Raw genomic sequence first — 23227 nt, 5'->3', positions numbered from 1 at the left:
CTCGACCAGGACCTGCGTGCCGATCGGTAGAAACCCGGCATTTTGGACGCATCGCGTCCACGGCGTTTCCTCCAAGCCACAGTGGATGGTCCGAGAGTCGGCGCGCTTCCCGCAGAATCCCCCGATGGACCTTTCGATCAACGGGCAGAGCCGCAACGTGCCCGATGCGGCCGTCGACCCGCAGATGCCGCTGCTGTGGGTGCTGCGCGATGTGCTCGATCTGACCGGCACCAAGTTCGGCTGCGGCGTCGCGGCCTGCGGCGCCTGCACGGTCCACGTCGACGGCCAGGCGGTGCGCTCGTGCGTGACGCCGCTGGCCGCCGTGGCCGGCAAGCCCATCCGCACCATCGAGGCCTTGGGCACACGCGATCAGCCGCATCCACTGCAAAGGGCCTGGATTGCCCACCAGGTGCCGCAGTGCGGCTATTGCCAGAGCGGCATGCTGATGGCCGCCGCCGCGCTGCTCGCCAGGAACGCCAATCCGAGCGACGCCGACATCGATGCGGCCATCACCAACCTGTGCCGCTGTGGCACCTATCCACGCATTCGCGAGGCCATCAAGACCGCCGCGGCGCAGCTGCGCGGCGCGGTCCGCGCACCGGCCGCGTCTCGAACGCCCGGAGGTGGCCTGTGAAACGCCGGGTGATGCTGCTGACCGGCCTGGGCGCCGCTGGCGTGTTCATCGTCGGCTGGAGCGTGCTGCCGCCGCGCAGCCGCCTGGGCTATCCCGACACGCTGCCGGCGAACGAGGGCGAGGTCGGACTCAACGGCTGGATCAAGATCGGCGCCGACGGCCGCGTGCTGCTTGCCATGAACCGCAGCGAGATGGGCCAGGGCGTGCACACGGCGCTGGCCATGCTCGCCGCGGAGGAGCTGGATGTGCCGCTGTCCAGGGTGCAGCTCGTGCAGGCCGGACACGACAAGCTGTACGGCAACGTGGCGTCGTTCATCGACATGCTGCCGTTCCATCCGAGCGAGCGCGAGCCGGGCACCGAGACGCGCACCGTGAAGACGGCGCAGTGGGTGGTCAGCAAGGTCGCACGCGAGCTCGGCATCAACGTGACGGGCGGCTCCACCTCGGTCAGCGACGCCTGGGACCTGCTGCGCCAGGCGGCCGCGACGGCGCGGGCGCAGCTCGTCGGCGCCGCGTCGCTGCGATGGCGGCTCCCGGCCGACGAGCTGTCGGTGAAGGACGGCGTCATCAGCCATCCCTCCGGCCCCAACGGCCACTTCGGCGAGTTCGCCAAGGCCGCCGCGGCGACGCCGCCCGGTGCGGTGCAGCTCAAGGATGCGAAGAGCTGGAAGCTGATCGGCACGCCGGCGCCGCGCACCGACCTGGCGGCCAAGACCGACGGCAGCGCGATCTTCGGCATCGACGTGCGCCGGCCGGGCCAGCTCTACGCGGTGATGCGCCACTGCCCTGTCGTCGGCGGCAGCGTGGGCCGTGTCGACGTCGACGAGGCGCTGCGCCGGCCCGGTGTGGAGCGGGTCGTGCGCATCGGTTCGTACGGCGGATCCACCCCCGGCATCGCGGTGATCGCGCGCACGTACTGGCATGCCAGGCAGGCGGCGCAGGCGCTGGACATCGACTGGCGCGCGCCGCCGGCCGGCGTGCCCGACAGCCGGGCCATCCTGCGTACGCTCGAGCACACCGCGCGCGACGCGGCCGAGCATGGCGGCGGCTTCACCTTCTACCGGCGCGGCGACGCCGATCCGGCGCTCAGGAACGCGCCGCGTCGCATCGAGGCGGTGTACCGCGCGCCTTATCTGGCGCACGCGACGATGGAGCCGATCAACTGCACGGCGCAGGTGGCCGACGGCAAGGTCACCGTGTGGGCGCCGACGCAGGTGCCCGGCCTGGCCCGCTCGATGGCGGCGCACGTGGCGGGCGTTGCAGAGCGCGACGTGACGCTGCACCTGACCTACCTCGGCGGCGGCTTCGGCCGCCGGCTGGAGGTCGACGTCGTCGGCCAGGCCGTGCGCGTGGCGATGGAAGCGGCCGGGCGACCCGTGCAGCTCGTGTGGCCGCGCGAAGAGGACATCACCCACGACTTCTACCGTCCCGCCGGCGCGGCGATGCTGCGCGCCGGCATCGATGCGGAAGGCAATGTCTCCGCACTGACCATCACCAGCGCCGGCGATGCGATCACGCCGCGCTGGATGGAGCGCACGCTGCCGTCGCTGGCCGGGCCCGTGGACACGCCCGACAAGAGCGTGGCCGATGGCCTGTTCGACTTGCCGTACGCCATCCCCAACGAGCGCATCGCTCACGTGGCGACGCGCAGCGGCGTGCCGATCGGCTACTGGCGCTCGGTTGGCCATTCGCACAACGCCTTCTTTTCGGAGAGCTTCATCGACGAGCTGGCGCATGCGCTGAAGCAGGACCCTGTGGCCTTCAGGCTGTCGCTGCTCAAGGACGCGCCGCGCCATGCGGCGGTGCTCAAGCTCGCGGCGGAGAAGTCCGGCTGGGCCAGGCCGGCGCCGGCCGGCCGCGCCCGCGGCGTCGCGCTGCACGAAAGCTTCGGCAGCATCGTGGCCGAGGTCGTGGAGGTGTCGATGGCCGGCGGCCAGCCCAAGGTGCACCGCGTGGTGTGCGCGGCCGACATCGGCACGGTCGTCAATCCGGGCATCGTCGCGCAGCAGATGGAAAGCGCGGTGATCTTCGGACTCAGCGCCGCGCTGCACGGGCGCATCGACATCGTCGACGGCACGGTGCAGCAGAACAATTTCCCGAACCACCCGATCGTGCGCCTGGCCGATGCACCCCTGATCGAGACGCACCTGGTGGCCAGCTCGCGGCCACCGAGCGGCGTGGGCGAGCCGGGGACGCCGCCCCTGGCGCCGGCGCTGGCGAACGCGCTGTTCGTGCTGACCGGCAAGCGGGCGCGCGAGCTGCCGCTGGCGTAGCCGCTACGACCGGGCGGCGTTGAGCTCGTCCCGCGTGGCGATGGCCACCTGCCGCGCCGCGTCTGCGAAATCATCGCCCGCACTCGCATACAGCACCGCCCGCGACGAATTCACGATGATGGGCGCCTCGGGCCGCCAGCCGGCGCGCACCGTCGCACGCGCATCGCCGCCTTGCGCGCCGATGCCGGGGATCAGCAGCGGCAGCGTCGGGGCGAGCTCGCGCACGCGCTCGATCTCGGCCGGGAAGGTGGCGCCGACCACCAGTGCCAGCTGGCCCGATCGGTTCCACGGACCTTGTGCGAGCCGCGCGATGTGCTCGTAGACGAAGTCGCCGTTCGCGAGCCGCTGCGCCTGCACGTCGGAACCGCCGGCGTTGGAGGTGCGGCACAGCAGGATGAGGCCCTTGCCCTCGTGCCGCAGGTAGGGCTCGATCGAGTCGAAGCCCATGAAGGGCGACAGCGTGAGGGCGTCGGCGCGGTAGCGCTCGAAGGCTTCGCGCGCGTACTGCTCGGCCGTGCTGCCGATGTCGCCGCGCTTCGCGTCGAGGATGACCGGGACCGCGGGCGCGCTTCGGTGGATGTGCGCGATCAGCCGCTCGAGCTGGTCCTCGGCCCGGTGCGCCGCGAAGTAGGCGATCTGCGGCTTGAACGCGATCGCCAGGTCCTTGGTGGCCTCGACGATGGCCGCGCAGAAGTCGAAGATGCGGCCGGGGTCGTTCTTCCAGGCGCCCGGGAACTTCGCCGGCTCGGGATCCAGGCCCACGCACAGCAGCGAGCGATGCTCGTGCTCGGCGCGGCGGACCTGCTCGATGAAGCTCATGCGGCTCATTCGATGCGGCTGGCCAGGTCACCGGCCTTGCCGACGTAGTTGGCGGGCGTCATCGCGAGCAGCCGCTTCTTCTCGGCTTCGGGAATCTCCAGCGTGGCGATGAAGCGCTGGATCGCCTCGCGCGTGATGCCCTTGCCGCGCGTGAGCTCCTTCAGCCGCTCGTACGGATGCGGCAGGCCGTAGCGGCGCATGACCGTCTGGATCGGCTCGGCGAGCACCTCCCAGGCGTCCTCGAGGTCGTCGGCCAGCGCCTCCTTGTTGACTTCCAGCTTGCCCAGGCCGCGCAGCAGGCTGTCGTAGCCCAGCAGCGTGTAGCCCAGCGCAACGCCCATGTTGCGCAGCACCGTGCTGTCCGTCAGGTCGCGCTGCCAGCGGCTGATCGGCAGCTTCTGCGACAGGTGGGTCAGCAGTGCGTTGGCCAGGCCGAAGTTGCCCTCGGCGTTCTCGAAGTCGATGGGATTGACCTTGTGCGGCATCGTCGACGAGCCGATTTCGCCCTCGACCGTGCGCTGCTTGAAGTAGCCCAGCCCGATGTAGCCCCAGACGTCGCGCGACCAGTCGATCAGGATGGTGTTGGCACGCGCGACCGCGTCGAACAGCTCGGCCATGTAGTCGTGGGGCTCGATCTGGATGGTGTAGGGATTGAAGTGCAGCCCGAGCTGCTGTTCCACCACGCGCCGGCTGAACGCCTCCCAGTCGTAGCCCGGATAGGCCGCGAGATGGGCGTTGTAGTTGCCCACCGCGCCGTTCATCTTGGCAAGCAGCTTGACCGAAGCGATGCGTTCGCGCGCATGCATCAGCCGCGCGACGACGTTGGCGACTTCCTTGCCGACCGTGGTCGGGCTGGCGGTCTGGCCATGCGTGCGGCTGAGCATGGGAATGTGCGCGAGCCGCTGCGCCATCGCGGTCAGCGTGGCGTTGATGCGGTCCAGCGTCGGCAGCAGCACGTCGTTGCGCGCGGCCTTCAGCATCAAGCCGTGGCTGGTGTTGTTGATGTCTTCGCTGGTGCAGGCGAAGTGCACGAATTCGCCCGCGGCCTTCAGCTCGGCGTTGTTGTCGAAGCGGCCCTTCAGCCAGTACTCGACCGCCTTCACGTCGTGGTTGGTGGTGCGCTCGATGTCCTTGATGGCCTGCGCATCGGATTCGGAAAAGCGCGCCACCAGCCCGCGCAGCAGGCCCCGCGCCGCCTCGGACAGCGGCTTGAATTCCGCGAAGCCGGCATCGGACAGCGCGATGAACCACTCCACCTCGACCTGCACGCGGCGATGCATGAGGCCGAATTCGCTGAGCAGCGGCCGCAGCGGCGCCACCTTGGCGGCATAGCGGCCGTCCAGCGGCGACAGGGCGGTGAGGGAGGACAGCGTCATGGTGGGGGTGGGCAACTGCGAGGAAGTCCTCGATTTTAGGTGCTGCAGGTAGGGTGATCCGCCGGACCGGTCGGGCCGCCCGCCGAGAATGCGCGCATGAGCCTGTCGACCTCTTCCCATCGCCACACCCACGACCTCTCGCCGTGGCAGCACAGCCACCAGTTCGACCTCGGCAACCGTGAAGGCGAGGCCCGCACCCGCTGGGTGCTCGCCCTCACGCTGGTGACCATGGTCGCGGAGATCGGCGCCGGCTGGTGGACCGGTTCCATGGCGCTGCTCGCGGACGGCTGGCACATGGGCACGCATGCGCTCGCGCTCGGCGTGGCGGTGGCGGCCTATGCGCTCGCGCGCCGCCATGCGAGCGACGCGCGCTTCTCGTTCGGCACCTGGAAGATCGAGGTGCTCGGCAGCTTCGCGAGCGCTCTGGTGCTCGGCATCGTGGCGGTCGGCATCGTCGTCGAGTCGGGCCTTCGTCTGTGGCGCGCCGAGCCGATCGACGTGCGCACCGCGCTCATCGTCGCGGTGGTGGGGCTCGCGGTGAACCTGGCATCGGCCTGGCTGCTGCAAGGCGGCACCGCGCACGCGCACGACCATGGCCATCACGACCACGCGCATCACGACCACGCGCACGCTCATCACGAGGACCTCAACCTGCGCGCGGCCTACGTGCACGTGCTGGCCGATGCGCTGACCTCGGTGCTCGCCATCGGCGCGCTGCTGGGCGCGCTGTGGATGGGCTGGTGGTGGCTCGATCCGTTGGTCGGCGTGGCCGGCGCCATCGTCATCGGCGTCTGGTCCGTCGGCCTGCTGCGCGAGTCGGCGGCCGTGCTGCTCGACCGCGAAATGGACCATCCGCTCGCACAGGAGATCCGCGACGACATCGAATCCGACGGCGATGCCAAGGTCGCCGACCTGCACGTGTGGCGCGTGGGACGAACGCAATTCGCCGCCATCGCCTGCGTCGTCGCCGACGCGCCGCAGCCCCCATCGGTGTACCGGGCGCGGCTCGCCCGGCACGAGGAGCTGGTGCACCTGTCGCTCGAGGTCAACCGGTGCCCGGGCGAACGGCCCGGCTGAGCGCAGCTATCGGTTCAACGCCGCCAGCTGCGCCGGCGTGCCGACGTTCTCCCACTCCCCCTCGAACACCTCGACGCTGATGCGTCGTTTGCGCATGCCGGCGTACAGCAGCGGCCCGAGCGCTGCCTTCGTGCCGGGCGAGATGCCGGTCACCAGCGATGCCCGAACCAGCGCCATGTTGGCGTACGTCCAGCGCCGTCCGTCGGCCCCCGGGCCGTCGACGCCATAACCCTCGGCGTCGATGCCGAAGTCGCCCTTCGCGTGATACGGCGGATTGGGCACCAGCCACAGGTGCGCGAGCAGATCGCTGGCGGCAAAACGCGCCGCGACCCCCGCATCGAAGTCGAACCCGGGGACGAAGATGTCGCCCGACACCACCCAGAAGCAGTCGCGTTCGCCGTCCGTCAGCAGCGGCAGCGCCTTCGCGATGCCGCCGGCGGTCTCGAGCGCGCCGCCATGGTCGCGGCCTTCCATGGAGTAGTGGATGGCGACGCCCCAGCGCGAGCCGTCGCCCAGCGTGTCGACGATCTGCTGCTCCAGCCACGCCGTGTTGATGACGACCTCGCGCACGCCGGCGCGCGCCAGCGCTTCGAGATGCCATTCGAGCAGCGGCTTGCCGCGCACCGGCAGCAGGGGCTTGGGCGTGCGGTCGGTCAGCGGCCGCATGCGGTCGCCGCGCCCGGCTGCGAGGATGATGGCCTTCATGGCTGCCCCTTCGCGAGCGGGACGCCGCGCTGCACGGCGTGACGCTGCACGGCCTGCGGGTCGAAGGCGGCGACCAGCGCCGAGAGCAGCGATTCGGCGCGCCCGGAGTTGTCGGCGCCGAAGTTGCACACGTACACGTCGAGCGTCGCAGCGGCCAGCTCGGGCCAGGTGTGCACCGCCAGATGGGATTCGGCCAGCAGCACGACGCCCGTGACGCCTCCCGGCGGCGGGAAACGGTGGAAAAGCTCGCCGACCGGCTGCAGTCCGGCGGCATCGACCGCCGCCACGCACAGCGTGCGCAAGGCGGCCGTGTCGTGCATCGCGGCCCGGGCCGGATCGCATCCGCGCAGGTCGGCAGTCAGGTGAAGTCCGTCCATGGGCCGCGATTATCTGGCCCGAAGGTGCGGTGCGCCGCAGGCTGCTCGTCGCGACACTCGAGGCCCGTAAAATGCCCGGTTTTCCCTTCGAGCCCGCTTCGGGACACCACGCATGGCCGCCGCTCTCGCTTCCCCGGCAACTTCGCCCTCGCAACCCACACTGATGGCCAACGCCATCCGAGCGCTGGCGATGGACGCCGTGCAGCAGGCCAACTCCGGCCATCCCGGCGCCCCCATGGGCATGGCCGAGATCGCCGTCGCGCTGTGGGGCCGGCACTTGCGCCACAACCCCGCCAACCCCCAGTGGCCCGACCGCGATCGCTTCGTGCTGTCCAACGGGCACGGCTCGATGCTGGTCTACGCGCTGCTGCACCTCACCGGCTATGACCTGCCGATGAGCGAGCTGCGCAACTTCCGCCAGCTGCACAGCAAGACGCCCGGCCATCCGGAGGTGGGCATCACCCCGGGCATTGAGACCACCACCGGACCGCTGGGCCAGGGCCTCACCAATGCGGTGGGCATGGCGCTGGCCGAGAAGCTGCTCGCCCACGAGTTCAACCGCGACGGCATCGCGCTGGTCGACCACCGCACCTACGTCTTCATGGGCGACGGCTGCCTCATGGAAGGCATCAGCCACGAGGCGTGTGCGCTGGCCGGCGCGTGGCGGCTCAACAAGCTGGTGGCCTTCTACGACGACAACGGCATCAGCATCGACGGGCAGGTCGAGCCCTGGTACGTCGACGACGCCGCCAAGCGTTTCCAGGCTTATCGCTGGAACGTCATCGGCCCGATCGACGGCCACGATGTGGATGCGGTCGACGCCGCCATCGTGCAAGCCAAGCAGAGCACCGACAGGCCCAGCGTCATCATCTGCAAGACGACCATCGGCAAGGGCGCGCCCACCCGCGCCGGCACCGCCAAGGCGCACGGCGAGGCGCTCGGCGTCGACGAGATCCAGAAGACGCGCGACGCGCTCGGCTGGGTTCACGAGCCTTTCGTCGTGCCCGAGGCCGCCTACGAGCAGTGGGATGCGCGCGCCGAAGGCGCCGAGCTCGAGTCGCGATGGAACGATCGCTACGCGACCTACCGGGCGGCGCATCCCGAGCTGGCCGCCGAATTCCTGCGCCGCGTTCGCGGCGAGCTGCCGGCCGGCTTTCACCAGATCGCGGTCGATGCGGCGGTCGCCGCGCACGGCAAGGCCGACACCGTGGCCACGCGCAAGGCAAGCCAGATCGCGCTGGAAGCCTTCACCAAGTCGCTGCCCGAGATGATCGGCGGCTCGGCCGACCTGACCGGCTCCAACCTCACCAACACCAGCTCCACGCCGTCGCTGCGCTTCGACGACGCGGGCGAGGCCAACGGCGGGCGCCACATCAACTACGGCGTGCGCGAGTTCGGCATGGCCGCCATCATGAACGGCATCGCGCTGCACGGCGGCTATGTGCCGTACGGCGGCACCTTCCTCACCTTCAGCGACTACAGCCGCAACGCGATCCGCATGGCGGCGCTGATGAAGCAGCGCGTCATCCACGTCTTCACGCACGACAGCATCGGCCTCGGCGAGGATGGGCCGACGCACCAGTCGGTCGAGCATGCAGCCGCGCTGCGCCTGATCCCCGGGCTGGACGTCTGGCGGCCCGCAGACACCGCCGAGACGGCGATCGCCTGGGCCTGCGCGCTGGAGAACCGGCAGCGTCCGACGGCGCTGCTGCTGTCGCGGCAGAACCTGCCGTACGCCCCCAAGTCGGGTCTCGACGAGATCGCCAAGGGTGCCTACGTGCTGGCCGAGCCGGCCGAGGTCGGCCTGAAGAAGAAGCCCCAGGCCGTGATCATCGCCACCGGTTCCGAGGTGCAGCTCGCGTTGCATGCGCAGCAGCAGCTCGCGGTGCATGGCGTTGCGGTGCGCGTGGTGTCCATGCCGTCGACGACGGTGTTCGACCGGCAGGAGGCCGCCTACAAGCGACGCGTGCTGCCGGCCGGCCTGCCGCGCATCGCGGTCGAGGCCGGCGTCACCGACGGCTGGTGGAAGTACGGCTGCGCCGCGGTGGTGGGCATCGACACCTACGGCGAGTCGGCCCCGGCGGGCGTTCTGTTCAAGCACTTCCACTTCACCGCCGACAACGTCGCGGCGACGGTGCTGAAAGTGCTGCGCGGATGAAGCGGCTGTGCCGGCTGGCAGCGCCCGCGGCCGCCGCGGGCCTGGCGGCCTGCACGGTGTTCGCGCCGCCCCCGCCGGCCCCTGCGCCGTCCGATGCCTGCGGCGCGCTCAACGAGAGCCTGGCCGCCGCAGTGCCGCCCGGCGAATCCCTGGCCGACCTGCAGGCGCGCGGCGTGCGCGTGCGCACGCCGCTGAGTTTTCCGCCCGGCAGCGCGCCGCGCGCCTCGCAATCGGGCGGCGCCGTCGTGCGCCTGATGATCCAGCCCGACGGCAGCGTCGCGCCGGGTTCGCCCAGGACGGTCAAGAGCGTCGGCGAGGCGCAGATCGCCGCGGCGACCGAAGCCGCCGCGCTGTCCATGAGCTTCGACTTCGACGCCGGCACGCGCCCGGCCGGGCCGATTCCGTTCACCACCGTCTACGCGGCCTGTGCCCGGTCATGACATCCATGCGCCTTGAAACCGTCAGGTACCCGGCGCACGCGACAATGCCGGCGGGCCGCTTGCGCCACCTCTTCGACGCCACCACGGAGTAATCCCATGACCATCAAAGTCGCCATCAACGGCTACGGCCGCATCGGCCGCAACGTGCTTCGCGCCCATTACGAGGGCGGCAAGAAGCACGACATCCAGATCGTCGCCATCAACGACCTCGGCAAGCCCGAGACCAACGTGCACCTGACCAAGTACGACACCGTGCACGGGCCGTTCCCCGGCACGGTGGTGGTCGACGGCGATTACATGGTCGTCAACGGCGACAAGATCCGCGTGCTGGCCAACCGCAACCCGGCCGAGCTGCCCTGGAAGGACCTGGGCGTCGACCTGGTGATGGAGTGCACCGGCTTCTTCACGACGAAGGAAAAGGCCTCGGCGCACCTGACCGGCGGCGCGAAGAAGGTGATCATCTCGGCGCCGGGCGGCAAGGACGTCGACGGCACCATCGTCTACGGCGTCAACCACCACACGCTGAAGGCGAGCGATACCGTCATCTCGAACGCCTCGTGCACCACCAACTGCCTGGCGCCCCTGGTCAAGCCGTTGCACGACAAGCTGGGTGTCGAGTCGGGGCTGATGACGACGATCCATTCGTACACCAACGACCAGGTGCTGACCGACGTCTATCACGAGGACCTGCGCCGCGCGCGCTCGGCCACGCAGTCGATGATCCCCACCAAGACGGGCGCGGCCGCCGCCGTCGGGCTGGTCATGCCCGAGCTCAACGGCAAGCTCGACGGCTTCGCGATGCGCGTGCCGACGATCAACGTGTCCATCGTGGACCTGAGCTTCATCTCCAAGAAGCCGACCACCGTCGACGAGGTCAACGCGATCCTCAAGGATGCGAGCGAGGGCGCGCTCAAGGGCATCCTCGGCTACAGCACCGAGCCGCTGGTCTCGGTCGACTTCAACCACAACCCGCTGTCGAGCATCTTCGACGCGACGCAGACGCGCGTGTCGGCCGACGGCAAGCTGGTCAAGGTGCTCAGCTGGTACGACAACGAGTGGGGCTTCTCCAACCGCATGCTCGACACCACCGTCGCGCTGATGAACGCCAAGTGACGCCTCCCGCCGCTGGCGAAACGGCCTCTTCGGAGGCCGTTTTTCATGACGCGGCGTGACTTCTGCCACGCGGAGGTGCCACCGCAACAATCGTTTACCGCGCCCGGCGCCGGCTGCATCCGCCCGGGCTCCCCGGCCCCACCTAAACTGCCGCCACCGCTGTGGCGCCGCCCGGTCGACGTGAATCGATCGGGCGGCGTTCATGCATCTCAGGCTCCATTCCAACACCGCTTCCGGAGGCATCGCCGATGCGCCATCCCCTGCTGACCCTGGCCATGCTGTGTGCGCTGCTCGCGCCGATGACGCTGCACGCGCCTCACGCCCAGGCTGCCAAGCGCTACGACGACGCAGCATCCGACCGCGGCGACATGGCCCGCGTGATCGTGAAGTACAAGGCCGGATCGCCGCTGCGCGGGCAGGCCGCCGCGCTGTCGCAGCGTCTTGGAGTCGCGCTGACCGATGGCCACGCCATCGGCGAGCGCGCGCAGGTGGTGTTTGCGCGGGGCCTCAGCTCGCGCGCCCTGGCGGCGCGGCTCGCCGCGGACAGCGAGGTGGAATTCGCCGAGCCCGACCGTCGCCGGTTTGCCCGCGCGGTCCCCAACGATCCGCTCTACCCGGGCAATCAGCCCTCGGGAACGACGCCCACGGTGGGCCAGTGGTACCTGCGGCCGCCCACCTCGACCAACGTGTCGGCGATCAATGCCGAGACCGCGTGGAACACGACCACCGGCTCGAGCAGCGTGACGGTCGCGGTGCTCGACACCGGCGTGCGCTTCGATCATCCCGACCTCGCCGGCAAGCTTCATCCCGGCTATGACTTCATCAACGACGTCAAGACGGCCAACGACGGCACCGGCCGCGACGGCGATCCCTCGGATCCGGGGGATTGGGTCACGCAGGCCGAGGTGAACAGCGATCCCGATTTCGCGGATTGCAGCGACGCGGTGGGCTCCAGCTCGTGGCATGGCACGCAAGTGGCTGGCCTGATCGGCGCGGCGACCAACAACGGCATCGGCATGGCGTCGGTCGGCTACAACGTGATGGTGCTGCCGGTGCGCGTGCTGGGCAAATGCGGCGGCTTCGACTCGGACATCCAGGCCGCGATGCTGTGGGCCGCCGGCCTGTCGAGCAACCCGGTGGCCAACCCGCATCCGGCACAGATCCTCAACCTGAGCCTCGGCTCGCCCGGCGCCTGTCCCGCCAGCTATCAGAGCGTGATCAACCAGCTCAACGCGGCGGGCGTGACGGTCGTCGTGTCGGCGGGCAACGACTCGGGCGCGGCCGTGGATGCCCCGGCCAACTGCAGCGGTGCGATCGCCGTGGGCGCGGTGCGACACATCGGCACCAAGGTCGGCTTCTCCAGCGTCGGACCCCAAGTGGCGCTCAGCGCCCCGGGCGGCAACTGCGTCAACGAGACGGGCGCCTGCCTCAACATGCTGGTGACGACCGTCAACACCGGTGCCACCGGGCCGGCGACCAACACCTACACCGACAGCTTCGAGTTCTCCGTCGGCACGAGCTTCTCGGCGCCGCTCGTGGCGGGCACCGCGGCGTTGATGCTCTCGGCGAATCCGGCAATGACGCCGACGCAGATCCGCAACGCCCTGGTGCGAACGGCGCGGCCGTTCCCAGCCAGTTCGACCAACCCCTCGGTTCCGGTGTGCCACGCGCCCGACGGCAACGACCAGATCGAATGCCACTGCACGAGTACCACCTGCGGCGCCGGCATGCTGGACGCGGCCGGCGCCGTCGTGGCCGCCAATCTTCCGACGGCGGTCCTGAATCCGGCCTCGGCCAGCGTCGCCTCGGGTCAGGCCGTGACCTTGAGCGCGGCGGGGTCCGAAGCCAGCGCGGGCCGTGCGATCGTGCAATACCAATGGGCCATCACGAGCGGCGACACCTCGGCCGTCATCGAATCGGCGGCCGGCGACACCGCGACGCTGCGCGGCACGGCGCCGGGCACGGTCGTCGTGTCCCTGACGGTGACCGACAGCGGCGGCGGCTCGGCCACGAGCTCGTCGAGCGTTGTCGTGACGGCTGCGCCTGCACAGAGCGGCGGTGGCGGCGGCGGGGCGGTCGACCTCTCGTGGCTCGTCGCACTGGCTCTGGCCATCGCCTGGCTGCGCGTCGGCCGCCAGGCGACCCGCGTCTAGCCGGCTAGGAGCTCCGCGCGCAGGGCCCGAAGCCCTTGCCCAGCGCGTCGAGGCGCAGCCCCATCACGCGCGCGGCGAGTTCCGGGTCGGCTCGCTGCACACGCAGCATGTGCAGCGTCGCCGACCGCCACATCTCGACCACGCGCGCGGTCTGCACGCCGCGCCGCGCCATGTCGGCCAGCGCGGTCTCCGCGTCGGCGCGCTGCGCGAAGCGGCCCAGCGACAGCCCGGGCTCGAGGTCGGGCGCGTTGCGGACCTCCTCGACGCTGATGCGGATGCGATCCAGTTCCTGCTGCTTGCGCTGCAGCGCCTCGCGATTCGCGAAGCGGCCCATGTAGACGATCCAGGCGGTCGGCCGCTCGGTGGTCACGCGGGCCCAGGTGCCGCTGGGCAGCGTGGCCGACAGCGCGGTTTCCGCGGCGCCTATCGTGCCGGCGTCGAACGGGCCGGCCTCCAGGCAGGCGAGGCGCAGCTCGGCGGCGCTGGCGGCGGCAGCCACCGCCTGCGGCGTGAGGATGCGCACGACCTCGGGATTCACCTGCCGCTGCAATCGCTCGGGCTCGCGATCGCCGGCTGCGCGCACGCCGACGACGTTGTCCAGCCAGCCCTGGGTCCACGCGAAGAAGGCCAGGTTGGCCAGCAGCAGCAGCGCCGCCAGACCTCTCAGCATGGCGCCTCGCCGCCCGGCTGGAGCCGCACGCTGACCTCGCCGCTGCTGACCGTGCGCAGCTCGCCGTCGGGCGTGCGCACGAGCAGCGAGCCATCGGCGGACACTCCTTCAGCGCAGCCTTCGGGTACGTCGGAGTGGGTGGTGCGCACGCGCCGGCCGCGCAGCAGGTCGCGCCGGGCGAAGGCGTCGGCGAAGTCGCCGAAGCCTTCGCGCTCGAAGCGCCGCAGGCCTTCGACCAGCGGCTTGGCGACGCGGGCGAGCACCTGCGGCGCGGTCGCGTCGGGGTCGATCTCCTGCACGCAGGCGAAGCCCGTGGCGGCGTCGCCGGGCGACATCGGCAGCACGTTGATGCCGATGCCGACGACCGCCAGCCGCCGCGATCCGGCGGCCACGGTTTCGATGAGGATCCCGCCGAGCTTGCGGCCGGTCTCGGCGTCCATCAGCCACAGGTCGTTGGGCCACTTCACCATCAGCCGCGGCCGATGGCCGTCGGGTCCGGACGGTGGCGGGTCGAGCGCATCGGCGAGCGCCACGCCGACGGCCAGCGACAGGCCCGACCAGTCCAGCGGGGCCAGCGGCAGTGCCAGCGAGAAGGTGAGCGACGCGCCCGGCGACGCCTGCCACAGCCGGCCCTGCCGGCCGCGCCCGTGCGTCTGGTGCTCGGCCACCAGCAGGCAGGGCTGCAGATCGGCGGCGCGGCGGCCGAAGGCGGTGCTCTCGACGCTGCGCCGCACCTGGGCAAGGTCGCCCTCGTCGGTGGCCGCCGGGGTGACGATGCGCGCCCGCTCCAGCAGCGCCGAATTGGTGGACGAAATACGCGCGACCACCTCGACGCTGAGCCCCGGAAGCTGAGGCGTCAGCTGTTCCCAGAGGGCTTCTGCGCCCCAGCGCAGCGGGCGGTCAGGCATCGGCGGTCACCGTTTCGGGGCCAGCATGGTGCCGCGGCACTTGCGGGAGCCGCAGCGGCATTCGTATTGCTTCTTCAGCTTGGGCGTGTAGCGCTCGTCGATGATGAGCCCATAGTCGTAGAAGAGTTCCTCGCCCGGCTTGAGCGAGCGCAGCGACTTGATGAAGATGCGGCCGTCGACTTCGTCCGCCTCGCAGTTGGGCTGGCAGGCGTGGTTGATCCAGCGCGCCGCATTGCCGCCGTACTTCGCATCGATGACCCGCGTGTCGTCGATGTGGAAGTAGAAGGTGTGGTTCGGATCGGCCGGGTCGTGCGGATGGCGCCGCTGCGCCTCCGGCCAGCTGATGACCTCGCCCTTGTATTCGATGATCACCTCGCCCTTCGGGATGGGGGCCACCGCGAACACGCCCTTGCCGTGCACGCCCGAGCGGCGGACCTGGATGCGGCGGCCATTGGCAGCAGGGGTCAGGGGGGGCTTGGTCGCCATCGCTTGCGTCATCGACTTGTTTGGGTACATTGAATTTGTGGGCGCGCGCGCGTACGTGCATGCGCGCGAGAAGCCCGAATTGTATTGAGCCGCGCGCCAGCCGCTGCGGCCGGTCGCAGAAAGACACATGAGCAAAACCTTAGTCATCGCCGAGAAGCCGTCCGTCGCCGCCGATATCGTGCGCGCGCTGACACCCAGCGTCGGCAAGTTCGAGAAACACGCGGAGTACTTCGAGAGCGAGCGCTACATCGTCACGTCGGCGGTGGGTCATCTGGTCGAGATCAAGGCTCCGGAGGAATACGACGTCAAGCGCGGCAAGTGGAGCTTCGCGCATCTGCCGGTGATCCCGCCGCACTTCGACCTGGCGCCGATCGACAAGGCCAAGACGCGGCTCAATGCCGTGGTCAAGCTGGTCAAGCGCAAGGACGTGACCGAGCTCATCAACGCCTGCGACGCGGGCCGCGAGGGCGAGCTCATCTTCCGCCTCATCGTGCAGTACGCCGGCGTCGACAAGAAGGGACACGCCAAGCCGATCCGCCGCCTCTGGCTGCAGAGCATGACGCCGCAGGCCATTCGCGACGGCTTCGAGCAACTGCGCAGCAACGAGGAGCTGCTGGGCCTGTCCGATGCGGCGCGCAGCCGCAGCGAGGCCGATTGGCTGGTGGGCATCAACGGCACGCGTGCGATGACCGCCTTCAACTCCCGCGACGGCGGCTTCTTCCTCACGACCGTGGGCCGCGTGCAGACCCCCACGCTGTCCATCGTGGTCGAGCGCGAGGAGAAGATCCGCAAGCACGTGGCGCGCGACTACTGGGAGATCAAGGCCACCTTCGACGCCGAGGCCGGCCAGTACGACGGCAAGTGGTTCGACCCCAAGTGGAAAAAGAATCCCGAAGACCTCGAGCTGCGCGCCGACCGCGTCTGGACCGAGGCCGATGCCCAGGCCATCGCGCAGGCCGTGCGCGGCCAGCCCGCCAGCGTCACCGAGGAGGCCAAGCCCAGCACGCAGAGCGCTCCCGGGCTGTACGACCTGACCACTCTGCAGCGCGAAGCCAATTCACGCTTCGGCTTTTCGGCCAAGACCACGCTGTCGATCGCACAGGCGCTGTACGAGAAGCACAAGGTGCTCACCTACCCGCGGACCGACAGCAAGCATTTGCCCGAGGACTATGTCAGCGTGGTCAAGAAGACGATGCAGATGCTGTCCGAGGAGGACCTGCCCGGCCCGCTGCGGACGCTGAACGCGCATGCCCGCAAGGCGATCGACGAGGGCTACGTCAAGCCCAACAAGCGCATCTTCGACAACGCCAAGGTGTCGGACCACTTCGCAATCATCCCGACCCTGCAGGCGCCGGGCAGCCTGTCCGAGATCGAGGCCAAGCTGTACGACATGGTCGTCAAGCGCTTCCTCGCGGTGTTCTTCCCGCCGGCCGAGTTCATGGTCACCACGCGCATCTCCACCGTGAAGGCCGGCGACGCCAGCCACAGCTTCCAGACCAACGGCAAGGTGATGGTCAAGCCCGGCTGGCTGGCCGTGTACGGGCGGGAGGCGCAGGAGGACGATGCCAACCTCGTCCCCGTGAAGCCCGGCGAGCTGGTGCGCACCGAGCATGTCGACGTCAATGCGCTGAAGACCAAGCCGCCGGCGCGCTACACCGAGGCGACGCTGCTGTCCGCGATGGAAGGCGCCGGCAAGCTGATCGACGACGACGAGCTGCGCGAAGCGATGCAGGAGAAAGGCCTGGGCACGCCGGCGACGCGCGCGGCCATCATCGAAGGCCTGCTGATGGAGAAGTACATGCACCGCGAGGGACGCGAGCTGATCCCCACCGCCAAGGCGTTCCAGCTGATGACGCTGCTGCGCGGCCTGCAGGTCGAGGAGCTGACCAAGCCCGAGCTGACCGGCAACTGGGAGTACCAGCTCGCCGAGATGGAAAAGGGCAAGCTCAGCCGCCAGAAGTTCATGGACGAGATCGCCGCGATGACCGAGCGCATCGTGGCCAAGGCGAAGGAATACGACCGCGACACCATTCCCGGCGACTACGCCACCTTGAAGACGCCGTGCCCGCAATGCGGCGGCGTGGTGAAGGAAAACTATCGGCGCTTCACCTGTACCGGCAAGTCTGCCGATGGCGAGGGCTGCGGTTTCTCGATCAGCAAGATTCCCGGCGGCCGCAGCTTCGAGCTGGACGAGGTCGAGACCTTTCTCTCGACCAAGAAGATCGGCCCGCTGGAAGGCTTTCGCTCCAAGGCGGGCTGGCCGTTCACCGCCGAGCTCAAGCTGGCCTACGACGAAGAGATCGGCAACTGGAAGCTCGAGTTCGACTTCGGCGAGGAGGCCAAGCGCGAAGGCGAGTCCGGGGAGCCGGTCGACTTCAGCGGGCAGGAAAGCCTCGGCAGCTGCCCCAAATGCCGCGGCCATGTCTACGAGCATGGCGCGTCCTACGTCTGCGAGCACAGCGTCGGCGCTCATGTGACGTGCGACTTCAAGAGCGGCAAGATCATCCTGCAGCAGCCGGTCGCGCGTGAGCAGATGAGCAAGCTGCTGGCCGAGGGCAAGACCGACCTGCTCGAGAACTTCGTCTCCAACAAGACACGCCGCAAGTTCAAGGCGCGCCTGGCCTACGACAAGAAGGAAGGCAAGGTCACCTTCGAATTCGAGCCTCGCGCAGCCAAGGCGCCCGCGAAGAAGGCGGCGGCGAAGAAGGTCGGTGCCAAGGGCTGAGGAAAAGGGCGCAGGAGCGACGGGTTCACGAGCAAAGTTGCGTTGACGGTCCCGAGGCCCAGGCGTAAATTGAGAAACGCCCCGTCACGCTTTCAGGAGCTGACATGAAGCGCCTCATCCTGTGCCTGCTGGTCGGTGTGGGTCTCGTCGGCTGCGCCGCGGCCCCGACGACGTCGCCGCGTACCGAAACCGATCACGAAAGGGTCGCCGCCATCGAGCGCGCCGCTCTCGCGACCGGCGTCAAGGTGATCTGGGTCAACACGCCGACCCGGCTCGTGCGCTCCGGCAGCTGACGCTCCAGCGCGGGCGTCGGATCAGAAGCAGCGCCGGTGCTCCAGCGCCGGAAGCTGCGTGCGTACCGATTCGATGCGCGAGGCATCCATCTCCGCCATCACCATGCCCTCGCCTTCGGGCAGGACGCCAAGCGGTTCGCCCCAGGGGTCGATGATCATGCTGTGGCCCCAGGTGCGGCGACCCGTCTCGTGCTTGCCGCCTTGCGCGGCGGCGATCACATAGCACTGGTTCTCGATCGCCCTTGCGCGCAGCAGCACCTCCCAGTGCGCGCGTCCCGTCGTGAAGGTGAAGGCGGCCGGCACCGCGATCAGATCGCATGGCGGCTCGCCCGGCGCGAGGCTCAGTGCGCGGTACAGCTCGGGAAACCGCAAGTCGTAGCAGATGCTGCAGCCGACGCGCCATCCGTCCGCGTCGAAGGCCACCGGCGTATCGCCCGCCTGAAGCACCTTCCCCTCGTCGTAGCACTCGCGCCCGTTGTCGTAGCGGAACAGGTGCATCTTGTCGTAGCGCGCCGTCTGGCGGCCGTCCGGCCCGAAGACACAGCTGGCATTGAGCACGAACTCGGCGTTGCCCGCGACGCGGATCGGCACCGTGCCGCCGATGAGCCAAAGGCGATGCTGTCGTGCGATGTCGCTGAGCGCCTGCTGGATGGGACCGTCGCCGGGCGCTTCGGCGATCGTCAGCTTGTCGCGGTCATTCGGCCCCATGAAGCAGAAATACTCGGGCAGCACGGCGAGCTGTGCACCCTCGCCGGCCGCCTGGGCGGCGAGCCGTCGCGCCACCGCCAGGTTGCGCTCGACATCCGGCGTGGAGACGGTCTGCAGCGCGGCGATCTTCAACTTGCCCATCCTCACCTCTTTGCGTTGTCGCCTGACGACGATGCTGCATCGACATCGGCCGCGCGGTCTCCGAACTTGCGCTCGACCCGCTCCACCTTGGGGTCGCTCCACGGGCCGGTGACGTGGAACTCGCGCGTGCCGGCCTGGGTGAGCGGCTTGCGCAGGAACACCTGCGCAAGGAAGGTGCCCAGGCCGATCGCCGGGTTGATGGCAGCATAGGCCAGCGAGGCGGTGCCGGCGTTGATCTCCGGCACCACGATCACGCGCAGGTCCTGCGTCTCGCGCTCGAGGTCGGCGCTGCCTTCCATCAGCACGGCAGCCTGCACGCCGCGCATGCGCAGGTTGTTGGTGCGCGCCACGCCCTGCTGGATGCTGACATCGCCGGTGACGGCGTCGAAGGCGAAGCCTTCCTGGAACAGGTCGCGGAAGTCCAGCGCGAGCCGCCGCGGCAGCGACTGCAGGCTGAGCACGCTGAGCAGCCGGGCCGCACCGGGCTCGGCCTTCAGGAACTGGCCCGCATCGATCGCCACGTTGACCTGGCCGGTGAGGCTGGGATAGTCGAGCGCGAGCGGCGACCCGAGCCAGGCGACCTGGCCGGACAGGTTGCCCTTGCCGCCGCGGATGGCGCGGCCGGTGCCCAGCCGCTCGAGCAGCGCGCCGCTGTCCGTCAGGTCCAGCCGGAAGTTCAGCTGCGCACGCCGGCGCGAACCCGCTGCCGCGCCGGCCGGCGACCAGATGCCGCTGGCCGTGAAGCGAGCTTCCGGCACCGTCATCGCGAGCCGGTTGAGTCGCCATTCGCGCACCGCGTCGCGGCCTTCGCCGCTGAAGCGGTTCACCGCTTCGATCTCGACCTTGCCGAGCCGCTTGCCTCGCAGCTCCAGGTCGTCGACGACGACGTCCAGTGCCGGCACCGCCGACGGCTGCTGGTCGAGCAGGTTCTCCACGCCTTCGGCGTCGCTCTTGGGCAGCGACAGCCGCGACAGGCGCGCGTAGACGCGGCCCGCCCCGCCGCCGCCCGGCCGGCGCGGCGGCCGGTATTCGACGTAGCCGTTGAGCTGTTCGGCGTCCAGGTTGGCGCGCCACAAGCCGTCTTCCTGGGAGATCCCCGCCACGACCTTGCTGAGCCGGCGCCCGCCGGTGATGACTTCCTGGGCCCGCAGGGCCACGGAGGTGGGCGCATAACCGCCTGAGCTGGCGGACGCCGCCCCGCCGGCAGCGGCCGGTGCGGGACCGGCGGCCGCAGGGGTGGCGAAGACGCGGTTGGCGATGGTCTCCCAGGCGTCGACGTCGAGGCTCGCCACATTGAGCTGCACCGCCACGCCGGCCGCGGGCGAGGGCAGCACGTCCAGCACGCCGATGCCGCCGCGCAGCACGCGCGGCGCCTCGCCGGAGAGTTCGCGCACGTACTGCGCCGCAACCACATTGCCGAGCTCCAGGCGCAGCGTGTCGCGCGGCGTTTGACCCGGCGCGAGCGAATCCGCGGCGAGGCTGTTGCCGTAGCGCAGCGGCAGCGGCTGGTCGGCCGTCTTGCGCAAGGGGGGCGGCAGGTCCGACGCCATCCCGACGAGGTTGCTCGTCACGGTGATCTCGGAGTGGCCGCGAACGAAGCCGAGGTTCAGCCGATACGTCGCCTGGCCGCCCAGCGAAGCAGCCAGCCGCGACAGCGGGCCGATTTCCGGTGCGCGGCGCAACGCGTCGGCAGTGGCGGTGCCCTGGCCGGTGAAGCGCACGCTGCCGTCGCTTTGCATGCCGCCGTCGAAGGTGGCATCGCCGCCGAGCACTCGCGCCGCGCCGCCGGCAACGCTGAAGCCCTTCTCGGTGAAGGCGACTCGTGCCCGGGCCGAGCCCAGCAGCGGGGTTTCCGGCGTCAGGCGCACGTCGTTGCCGGCCAGCGCAATGCTGCCCTTGACCGTGGACGCCGAGACCTCGACGAGCGGAATCGACAGGGCGAGCCGCAGGTCGGCGACGCCACTGCCGGTGGCCTGCGCCAGAGCCTTGCCCGTCCAGCGGCCGACCGGCGAGGCATTGACGTACTGCAGCATGTCGGCCAAGGGTCCGCGGCCCTGGCCTTCGATGGCGAGGACCGGCTTCTCGTGAAGCGTGCGGATGCCCCCGTTGACGCGGTTGAGCTCGACGCCGAAGACCCGCGCCTGCGCGTTGCGGATCTCCATCGACGAGCGGTCGAAGACGAGCTCGCCGCGCACCTTGCCGAACGCCGGCCATGGCGACTCCTGGGGGGGCTGCGCACCGCTGGCCGGGGCGCCGGGCACGTAGGCGAACTCGACGTTGTCGACCATGCCGGCGATGCGGAACTCGCCGTCCTTCGGGTTGCGCAGCCGATGGAACGGGAAGTCCCACAGGTCGCCCTTCACGCGCACGGTCATGTTCTCGACGCTGCCGCTGCGCACCGCTCGCGCCACGTACGAGCGCGTGTGCTGCGGAATGCCCATCGGCAGGTAGCGGGCGACACGCGCCGCCTGGCCGTGCGAAAGCTTGCCGGTCAGTTCGAGCTGCCCGGGAAAGCGGCCGCCTCGCGACACGCCGGTGCCGGGGCCGGTGGACCAGCTGCCCGAGAGCTCCCCCTGCGCGTCGGCATTGGCGAATTTCGCATCCTTGACCTGCAGCGCGATGCGCGGCGGGACACCGGCCTGCCTTGCCGGTTCCACGCGCCATTGCAGCGACGCCGTCAGCTGGTCCAGCGCGACCAGCGGCTCTTCGAACACACCCGGCAGCTCGATGCCGCCGCCGCTGATGGTGAGCCGGGCGTCACCCCCGCGGTCGGTGGCGGCCAGCGCGATCGTCGCGTTGCGCAGTCCGGGGCGGCCGACCGCGTGCGGTTCGGGCGACGCCTTGGATGCGAGCGACAGGCCGCTCAACAGGCCCTTCATCGAATAGCTTTCCGGCTTGTCGAGCGGACCTTTCCAGCTCGCCGCGAGATCGCTGACGATGCCCTGCGGGCTCAGCTCGGCCAGCAGCTTGCGCAGTGCTTCGCCGAGCGGCACGCTGGCGGCCACCTGGGCGATCAGCGCCAGGTCGAGCCGCTGCGCGCTGAGGTCGCCGCCGTTGGGCGCTTGGCCTTCGCGCTGGCGCCATGACAGCGCCAGATCGCCGCGCGGCCAGCGCACGCCTTCGCCCGTGACGAAGCCGAACTGGCGTGCGGCCAGCTGCCAGCCCTCGTCGTTGCGCTGCGCCGCAAGCCGCCCCTCGATCTGCGCGAGCGACAGCGGCTGCACGTCAGGGGCGAGGCGCAGCGCCACTTCGCGCAGCGCGAGGTCGACGGTGACTCCCTGCGGCCGTCCGTCGCGCACGTCTAGCCAGGCGCGCAGGGCGCCGTCGCCTTCGCTCAGCTCGAACGGCAGCTTCACGTGCCGACGCAGCTCGCGCACATCGGCGCGCGGCAGCTCGGCGTGCACGGTGCCGCTCCAGTGGCGCCAGTCGCCCGCCTCCTCCAGCAGGGATCGCGTGAAGCGGCCCTGCAGCGAGAAGCGGTCGCCCCAGTCGGCGGGCGGCGTCGCGTCGAGCCGCATGTCGTGGCGGCGCAGTCCGTTGCGCACGACGAGCTGCACGTCGGTGAGGGCCAGCGGCGGCGCATTGTTCTGCTCGTCGGTCCATCGCAGTGAGCCGCCGCGGATCACGAACTCCGGCTGCTTGAAGAACCAGTTGGCGGCGCTGCGGTCGTCGCCGCTGCTCGGACCGCTGAAGTCGAGGCCTGCCACGAACATGCGGCCGGCCGCATCGCGCCGCACCTCGAGGTGTGCGCCCTCGATCAGCAGCTGCTCGAAGCGCAGCTCCAGCGCGAACAGCGAGCGCGGCGACAGCGTGGCCACGATGCGTGGCAGCGCGAGCGCGGGTCGCGCCTGGGGATCCTGCAGCACGACATCGCGCAGCTCGAGCATCGGCGCCCAACCGCTGGACTGCACGCTGATGTTGCCAATAAGCACCGGAACCCCGAGCGCTTTGCTGGCCCGCTGCGCGATCTGCGGTCGCCAGTCGTCGATGTGCGGCAGAATCCCCCAGTGCAGTGTCAGCCAGGCGACAAGCAATAAGCTCCACGCCGCGATGACCAGTCCCGCCAGCACCCGCGCCAACCAGCGCAAGCGCGCCGCCATCAGGGCGCGTCGGGAGCGCGGCGCTGGTGCAGCGGCAGTGACAGGCGCAACAATGGACATGAACGAGTTGG

18 protein-coding genes are annotated in these 23227 nt (G+C 70.0%); 9 read left to right on the top strand and 9 right to left on the bottom strand.

Annotated elements, in window-relative coordinates; genetic code table 11:
- Window positions 1-124 precede the first annotated feature (124 nt).
- Window positions 125-634: a 2Fe-2S iron-sulfur cluster-binding protein gene (locus P7V53_RS30360; protein ID WP_280153204.1), complete on the top strand. Its 510-nt coding sequence runs from the start codon at window positions 125-127 to the stop codon at window positions 632-634.
- Entirely contained in the window at window positions 631-2907 is a 2277-nt protein-coding gene (locus P7V53_RS30355; RefSeq protein ID WP_280153203.1) for a molybdopterin cofactor-binding domain-containing protein, read from the top strand. Before P7V53_RS30360 ends, P7V53_RS30355 begins: the two co-directional genes overlap by 4 nt.
- Before the next feature lie 3 nt (window positions 2908-2910).
- Here the strand turns inward: P7V53_RS30355 and pyrF are convergent, their stop codons facing one another.
- Window positions 2911-3726, bottom strand: a complete 816-nt coding sequence (gene pyrF, locus P7V53_RS30350; RefSeq protein WP_280153202.1) for an orotidine-5'-phosphate decarboxylase — start codon at window positions 3724-3726, stop codon at window positions 2911-2913.
- Between the two features lie 5 nt (window positions 3727-3731).
- Window positions 3732-5102, bottom strand: a complete 1371-nt coding sequence (gene purB, locus P7V53_RS30345) for an adenylosuccinate lyase (RefSeq protein WP_280153201.1) — start codon at window positions 5100-5102, stop codon at window positions 3732-3734.
- Between the two features lie 96 nt (window positions 5103-5198).
- On the opposite strand from purB, the gene dmeF reads away from it, so the two are divergent.
- On the top strand, window positions 5199-6179 hold the full coding sequence (gene dmeF, locus P7V53_RS30340; RefSeq protein WP_280153200.1) for a CDF family Co(II)/Ni(II) efflux transporter DmeF: 981 nt from the start codon (window positions 5199-5201) through the stop codon (window positions 6177-6179).
- Between the two features lie 6 nt (window positions 6180-6185).
- Here dmeF and murU read toward each other — a convergent pair whose 3' ends face one another.
- Both murU and speD read right to left on the bottom strand, forming a co-directional pair.
- A complete protein-coding gene (gene murU / locus P7V53_RS30335) occupies window positions 6186-6884 on the bottom strand; it encodes an N-acetylmuramate alpha-1-phosphate uridylyltransferase MurU (protein WP_280153199.1) in 699 nt (232 codons plus the stop codon).
- Window positions 6881-7261 (bottom strand): adenosylmethionine decarboxylase, encoded by a 381-nt coding sequence (speD, locus tag P7V53_RS30330; protein WP_280153198.1) that lies wholly within the window; start codon window positions 7259-7261, stop codon window positions 6881-6883. Before speD ends, murU begins: the two co-directional genes overlap by 4 nt.
- Window positions 7262-7424: 163 nt before the next feature.
- Between speD and tkt the strand changes: the two genes are divergently transcribed.
- From tkt to P7V53_RS30310, 4 genes are all read left to right on the top strand, one after another.
- The gene (gene tkt, locus P7V53_RS30325) at window positions 7425-9419 is read left to right on the top strand and encodes a transketolase (protein ID WP_280153197.1); all 1995 of its coding nucleotides are present in this window, start codon (window positions 7425-7427) and stop codon (window positions 9417-9419) included.
- Entirely contained in the window at window positions 9416-9859 is a 444-nt protein-coding gene (locus tag P7V53_RS30320; protein WP_280153196.1) for a hypothetical protein, read from the top strand. Before tkt ends, P7V53_RS30320 begins: the two co-directional genes overlap by 4 nt.
- A 96-nt stretch (window positions 9860-9955) precedes the next feature.
- On the top strand, window positions 9956-10972 hold the full coding sequence (gene gap, locus P7V53_RS30315; protein ID WP_280153195.1) for a type I glyceraldehyde-3-phosphate dehydrogenase: 1017 nt from the start codon (window positions 9956-9958) through the stop codon (window positions 10970-10972).
- Between the two features lie 248 nt (window positions 10973-11220).
- Complete coding sequence (locus tag P7V53_RS30310; RefSeq protein ID WP_280153194.1) at window positions 11221-13125, top strand: S8 family peptidase; 1905 nt, start codon at window positions 11221-11223, stop codon at window positions 13123-13125.
- 4 nt (window positions 13126-13129) lie between these two features.
- Here P7V53_RS30310 and P7V53_RS30305 read toward each other — a convergent pair whose 3' ends face one another.
- Genes P7V53_RS30305 through P7V53_RS30295 form a run of 3 tightly spaced genes read right to left on the bottom strand, consistent with a single transcriptional unit; the run spans window position 13130 to window position 15189 of the window.
- On the bottom strand, window positions 13130-13795 hold the full coding sequence (locus P7V53_RS30305; RefSeq protein WP_280153193.1) for a hypothetical protein: 666 nt from the start codon (window positions 13793-13795) through the stop codon (window positions 13130-13132).
- Window positions 13789-14703 (bottom strand): biotin--[acetyl-CoA-carboxylase] ligase, encoded by a 915-nt coding sequence (locus tag P7V53_RS30300; RefSeq protein WP_280153192.1) that lies wholly within the window; start codon window positions 14701-14703, stop codon window positions 13789-13791. The genes P7V53_RS30305 and P7V53_RS30300 overlap by 7 nt, the downstream gene beginning before the upstream one ends.
- Before the next feature lie 6 nt (window positions 14704-14709).
- The gene (locus tag P7V53_RS30295; RefSeq protein ID WP_348273457.1) at window positions 14710-15189 is read right to left on the bottom strand and encodes an SET domain-containing protein-lysine N-methyltransferase; all 480 of its coding nucleotides are present in this window, start codon (window positions 15187-15189) and stop codon (window positions 14710-14712) included.
- Window positions 15190-15316: 127 nt separating this feature from the next.
- On the opposite strand from P7V53_RS30295, the gene P7V53_RS30290 reads away from it, so the two are divergent.
- Together P7V53_RS30290 and P7V53_RS30285 are read left to right on the top strand one after the other, a co-directional pair.
- The gene (locus tag P7V53_RS30290; RefSeq protein WP_280153190.1) at window positions 15317-17914 is read left to right on the top strand and encodes a DNA topoisomerase III; all 2598 of its coding nucleotides are present in this window, start codon (window positions 15317-15319) and stop codon (window positions 17912-17914) included.
- A 104-nt stretch (window positions 17915-18018) separates the two neighbouring features.
- Window positions 18019-18207: a hypothetical protein gene (locus P7V53_RS30285; protein WP_280153189.1), complete on the top strand. Its 189-nt coding sequence runs from the start codon at window positions 18019-18021 to the stop codon at window positions 18205-18207.
- A 21-nt stretch (window positions 18208-18228) separates the two neighbouring features.
- On the opposite strand, the gene P7V53_RS30280 is transcribed toward P7V53_RS30285, so the two are convergent.
- Complete coding sequence (locus tag P7V53_RS30280; protein WP_280153188.1) at window positions 18229-19056, bottom strand: carbon-nitrogen hydrolase family protein; 828 nt, start codon at window positions 19054-19056, stop codon at window positions 18229-18231.
- A 2-nt stretch (window positions 19057-19058) separates the two neighbouring features.
- Window positions 19059-23216 (bottom strand): YhdP family protein, encoded by a 4158-nt coding sequence (locus P7V53_RS30275; RefSeq protein WP_280153187.1) that lies wholly within the window; start codon window positions 23214-23216, stop codon window positions 19059-19061.
- Between the last annotated feature and the right edge of the window lie 11 nt (window positions 23217-23227).

This window comes from Piscinibacter sp. XHJ-5 (assembly GCF_029855045.1).
In the GTDB taxonomy this organism is placed as follows: domain Bacteria; phylum Pseudomonadota; class Gammaproteobacteria; order Burkholderiales; family Burkholderiaceae_C; genus Albitalea.
The sequence above is the reverse complement of the archived record's forward strand: the minus strand, read 5'-3'. Positions and strand labels throughout refer to the sequence as shown.

Bases quoted from the DNA above. Each gene is read 5' to 3' on its own strand.
- P7V53_RS30360 (WP_280153204.1), top strand. From the start codon at position 125: ATGGACCTTTCGATCAACGGGCAGAGCCGCAACGTGCCCGATGCGGCC.
- pyrF (WP_280153202.1), bottom strand. From the start codon at position 3,726: ATGAGCTTCATCGAGCAGGTCCGCCGCGCCGAGCACGAGCATCGCTCG.
- purB (WP_280153201.1), bottom strand. From the start codon at position 5,102: ATGACGCTGTCCTCCCTCACCGCCCTGTCGCCGCTGGACGGCCGCTAT.
- dmeF (WP_280153200.1), top strand. From the start codon at position 5,199: ATGAGCCTGTCGACCTCTTCCCATCGCCACACCCACGACCTCTCGCCG.
- murU (WP_280153199.1), bottom strand. From the start codon at position 6,884: ATGAAGGCCATCATCCTCGCAGCCGGGCGCGGCGACCGCATGCGGCCG.
- speD (WP_280153198.1), bottom strand. From the start codon at position 7,261: ATGGACGGACTTCACCTGACTGCCGACCTGCGCGGATGCGATCCGGCC.
- tkt (WP_280153197.1), top strand. From the start codon at position 7,425: ATGGCCAACGCCATCCGAGCGCTGGCGATGGACGCCGTGCAGCAGGCC.
- P7V53_RS30320 (WP_280153196.1), top strand. From the start codon at position 9,416: ATGAAGCGGCTGTGCCGGCTGGCAGCGCCCGCGGCCGCCGCGGGCCTG.
- gap (WP_280153195.1), top strand. From the start codon at position 9,956: ATGACCATCAAAGTCGCCATCAACGGCTACGGCCGCATCGGCCGCAAC.
- P7V53_RS30310 (WP_280153194.1), top strand. From the start codon at position 11,221: ATGCGCCATCCCCTGCTGACCCTGGCCATGCTGTGTGCGCTGCTCGCG.
- P7V53_RS30305 (WP_280153193.1), bottom strand. From the start codon at position 13,795: ATGCTGAGAGGTCTGGCGGCGCTGCTGCTGCTGGCCAACCTGGCCTTC.
- P7V53_RS30300 (WP_280153192.1), bottom strand. From the start codon at position 14,703: ATGCCTGACCGCCCGCTGCGCTGGGGCGCAGAAGCCCTCTGGGAACAG.
- P7V53_RS30295 (WP_348273457.1), bottom strand. From the start codon at position 15,189: ATGGCGACCAAGCCCCCCCTGACCCCTGCTGCCAATGGCCGCCGCATC.
- P7V53_RS30290 (WP_280153190.1), top strand. From the start codon at position 15,317: ATGAGCAAAACCTTAGTCATCGCCGAGAAGCCGTCCGTCGCCGCCGAT.
- P7V53_RS30285 (WP_280153189.1), top strand. From the start codon at position 18,019: ATGAAGCGCCTCATCCTGTGCCTGCTGGTCGGTGTGGGTCTCGTCGGC.
- P7V53_RS30280 (WP_280153188.1), bottom strand. From the start codon at position 19,056: ATGGGCAAGTTGAAGATCGCCGCGCTGCAGACCGTCTCCACGCCGGAT.
- P7V53_RS30275 (WP_280153187.1), bottom strand. From the start codon at position 23,216: ATGTCCATTGTTGCGCCTGTCACTGCCGCTGCACCAGCGCCGCGCTCC.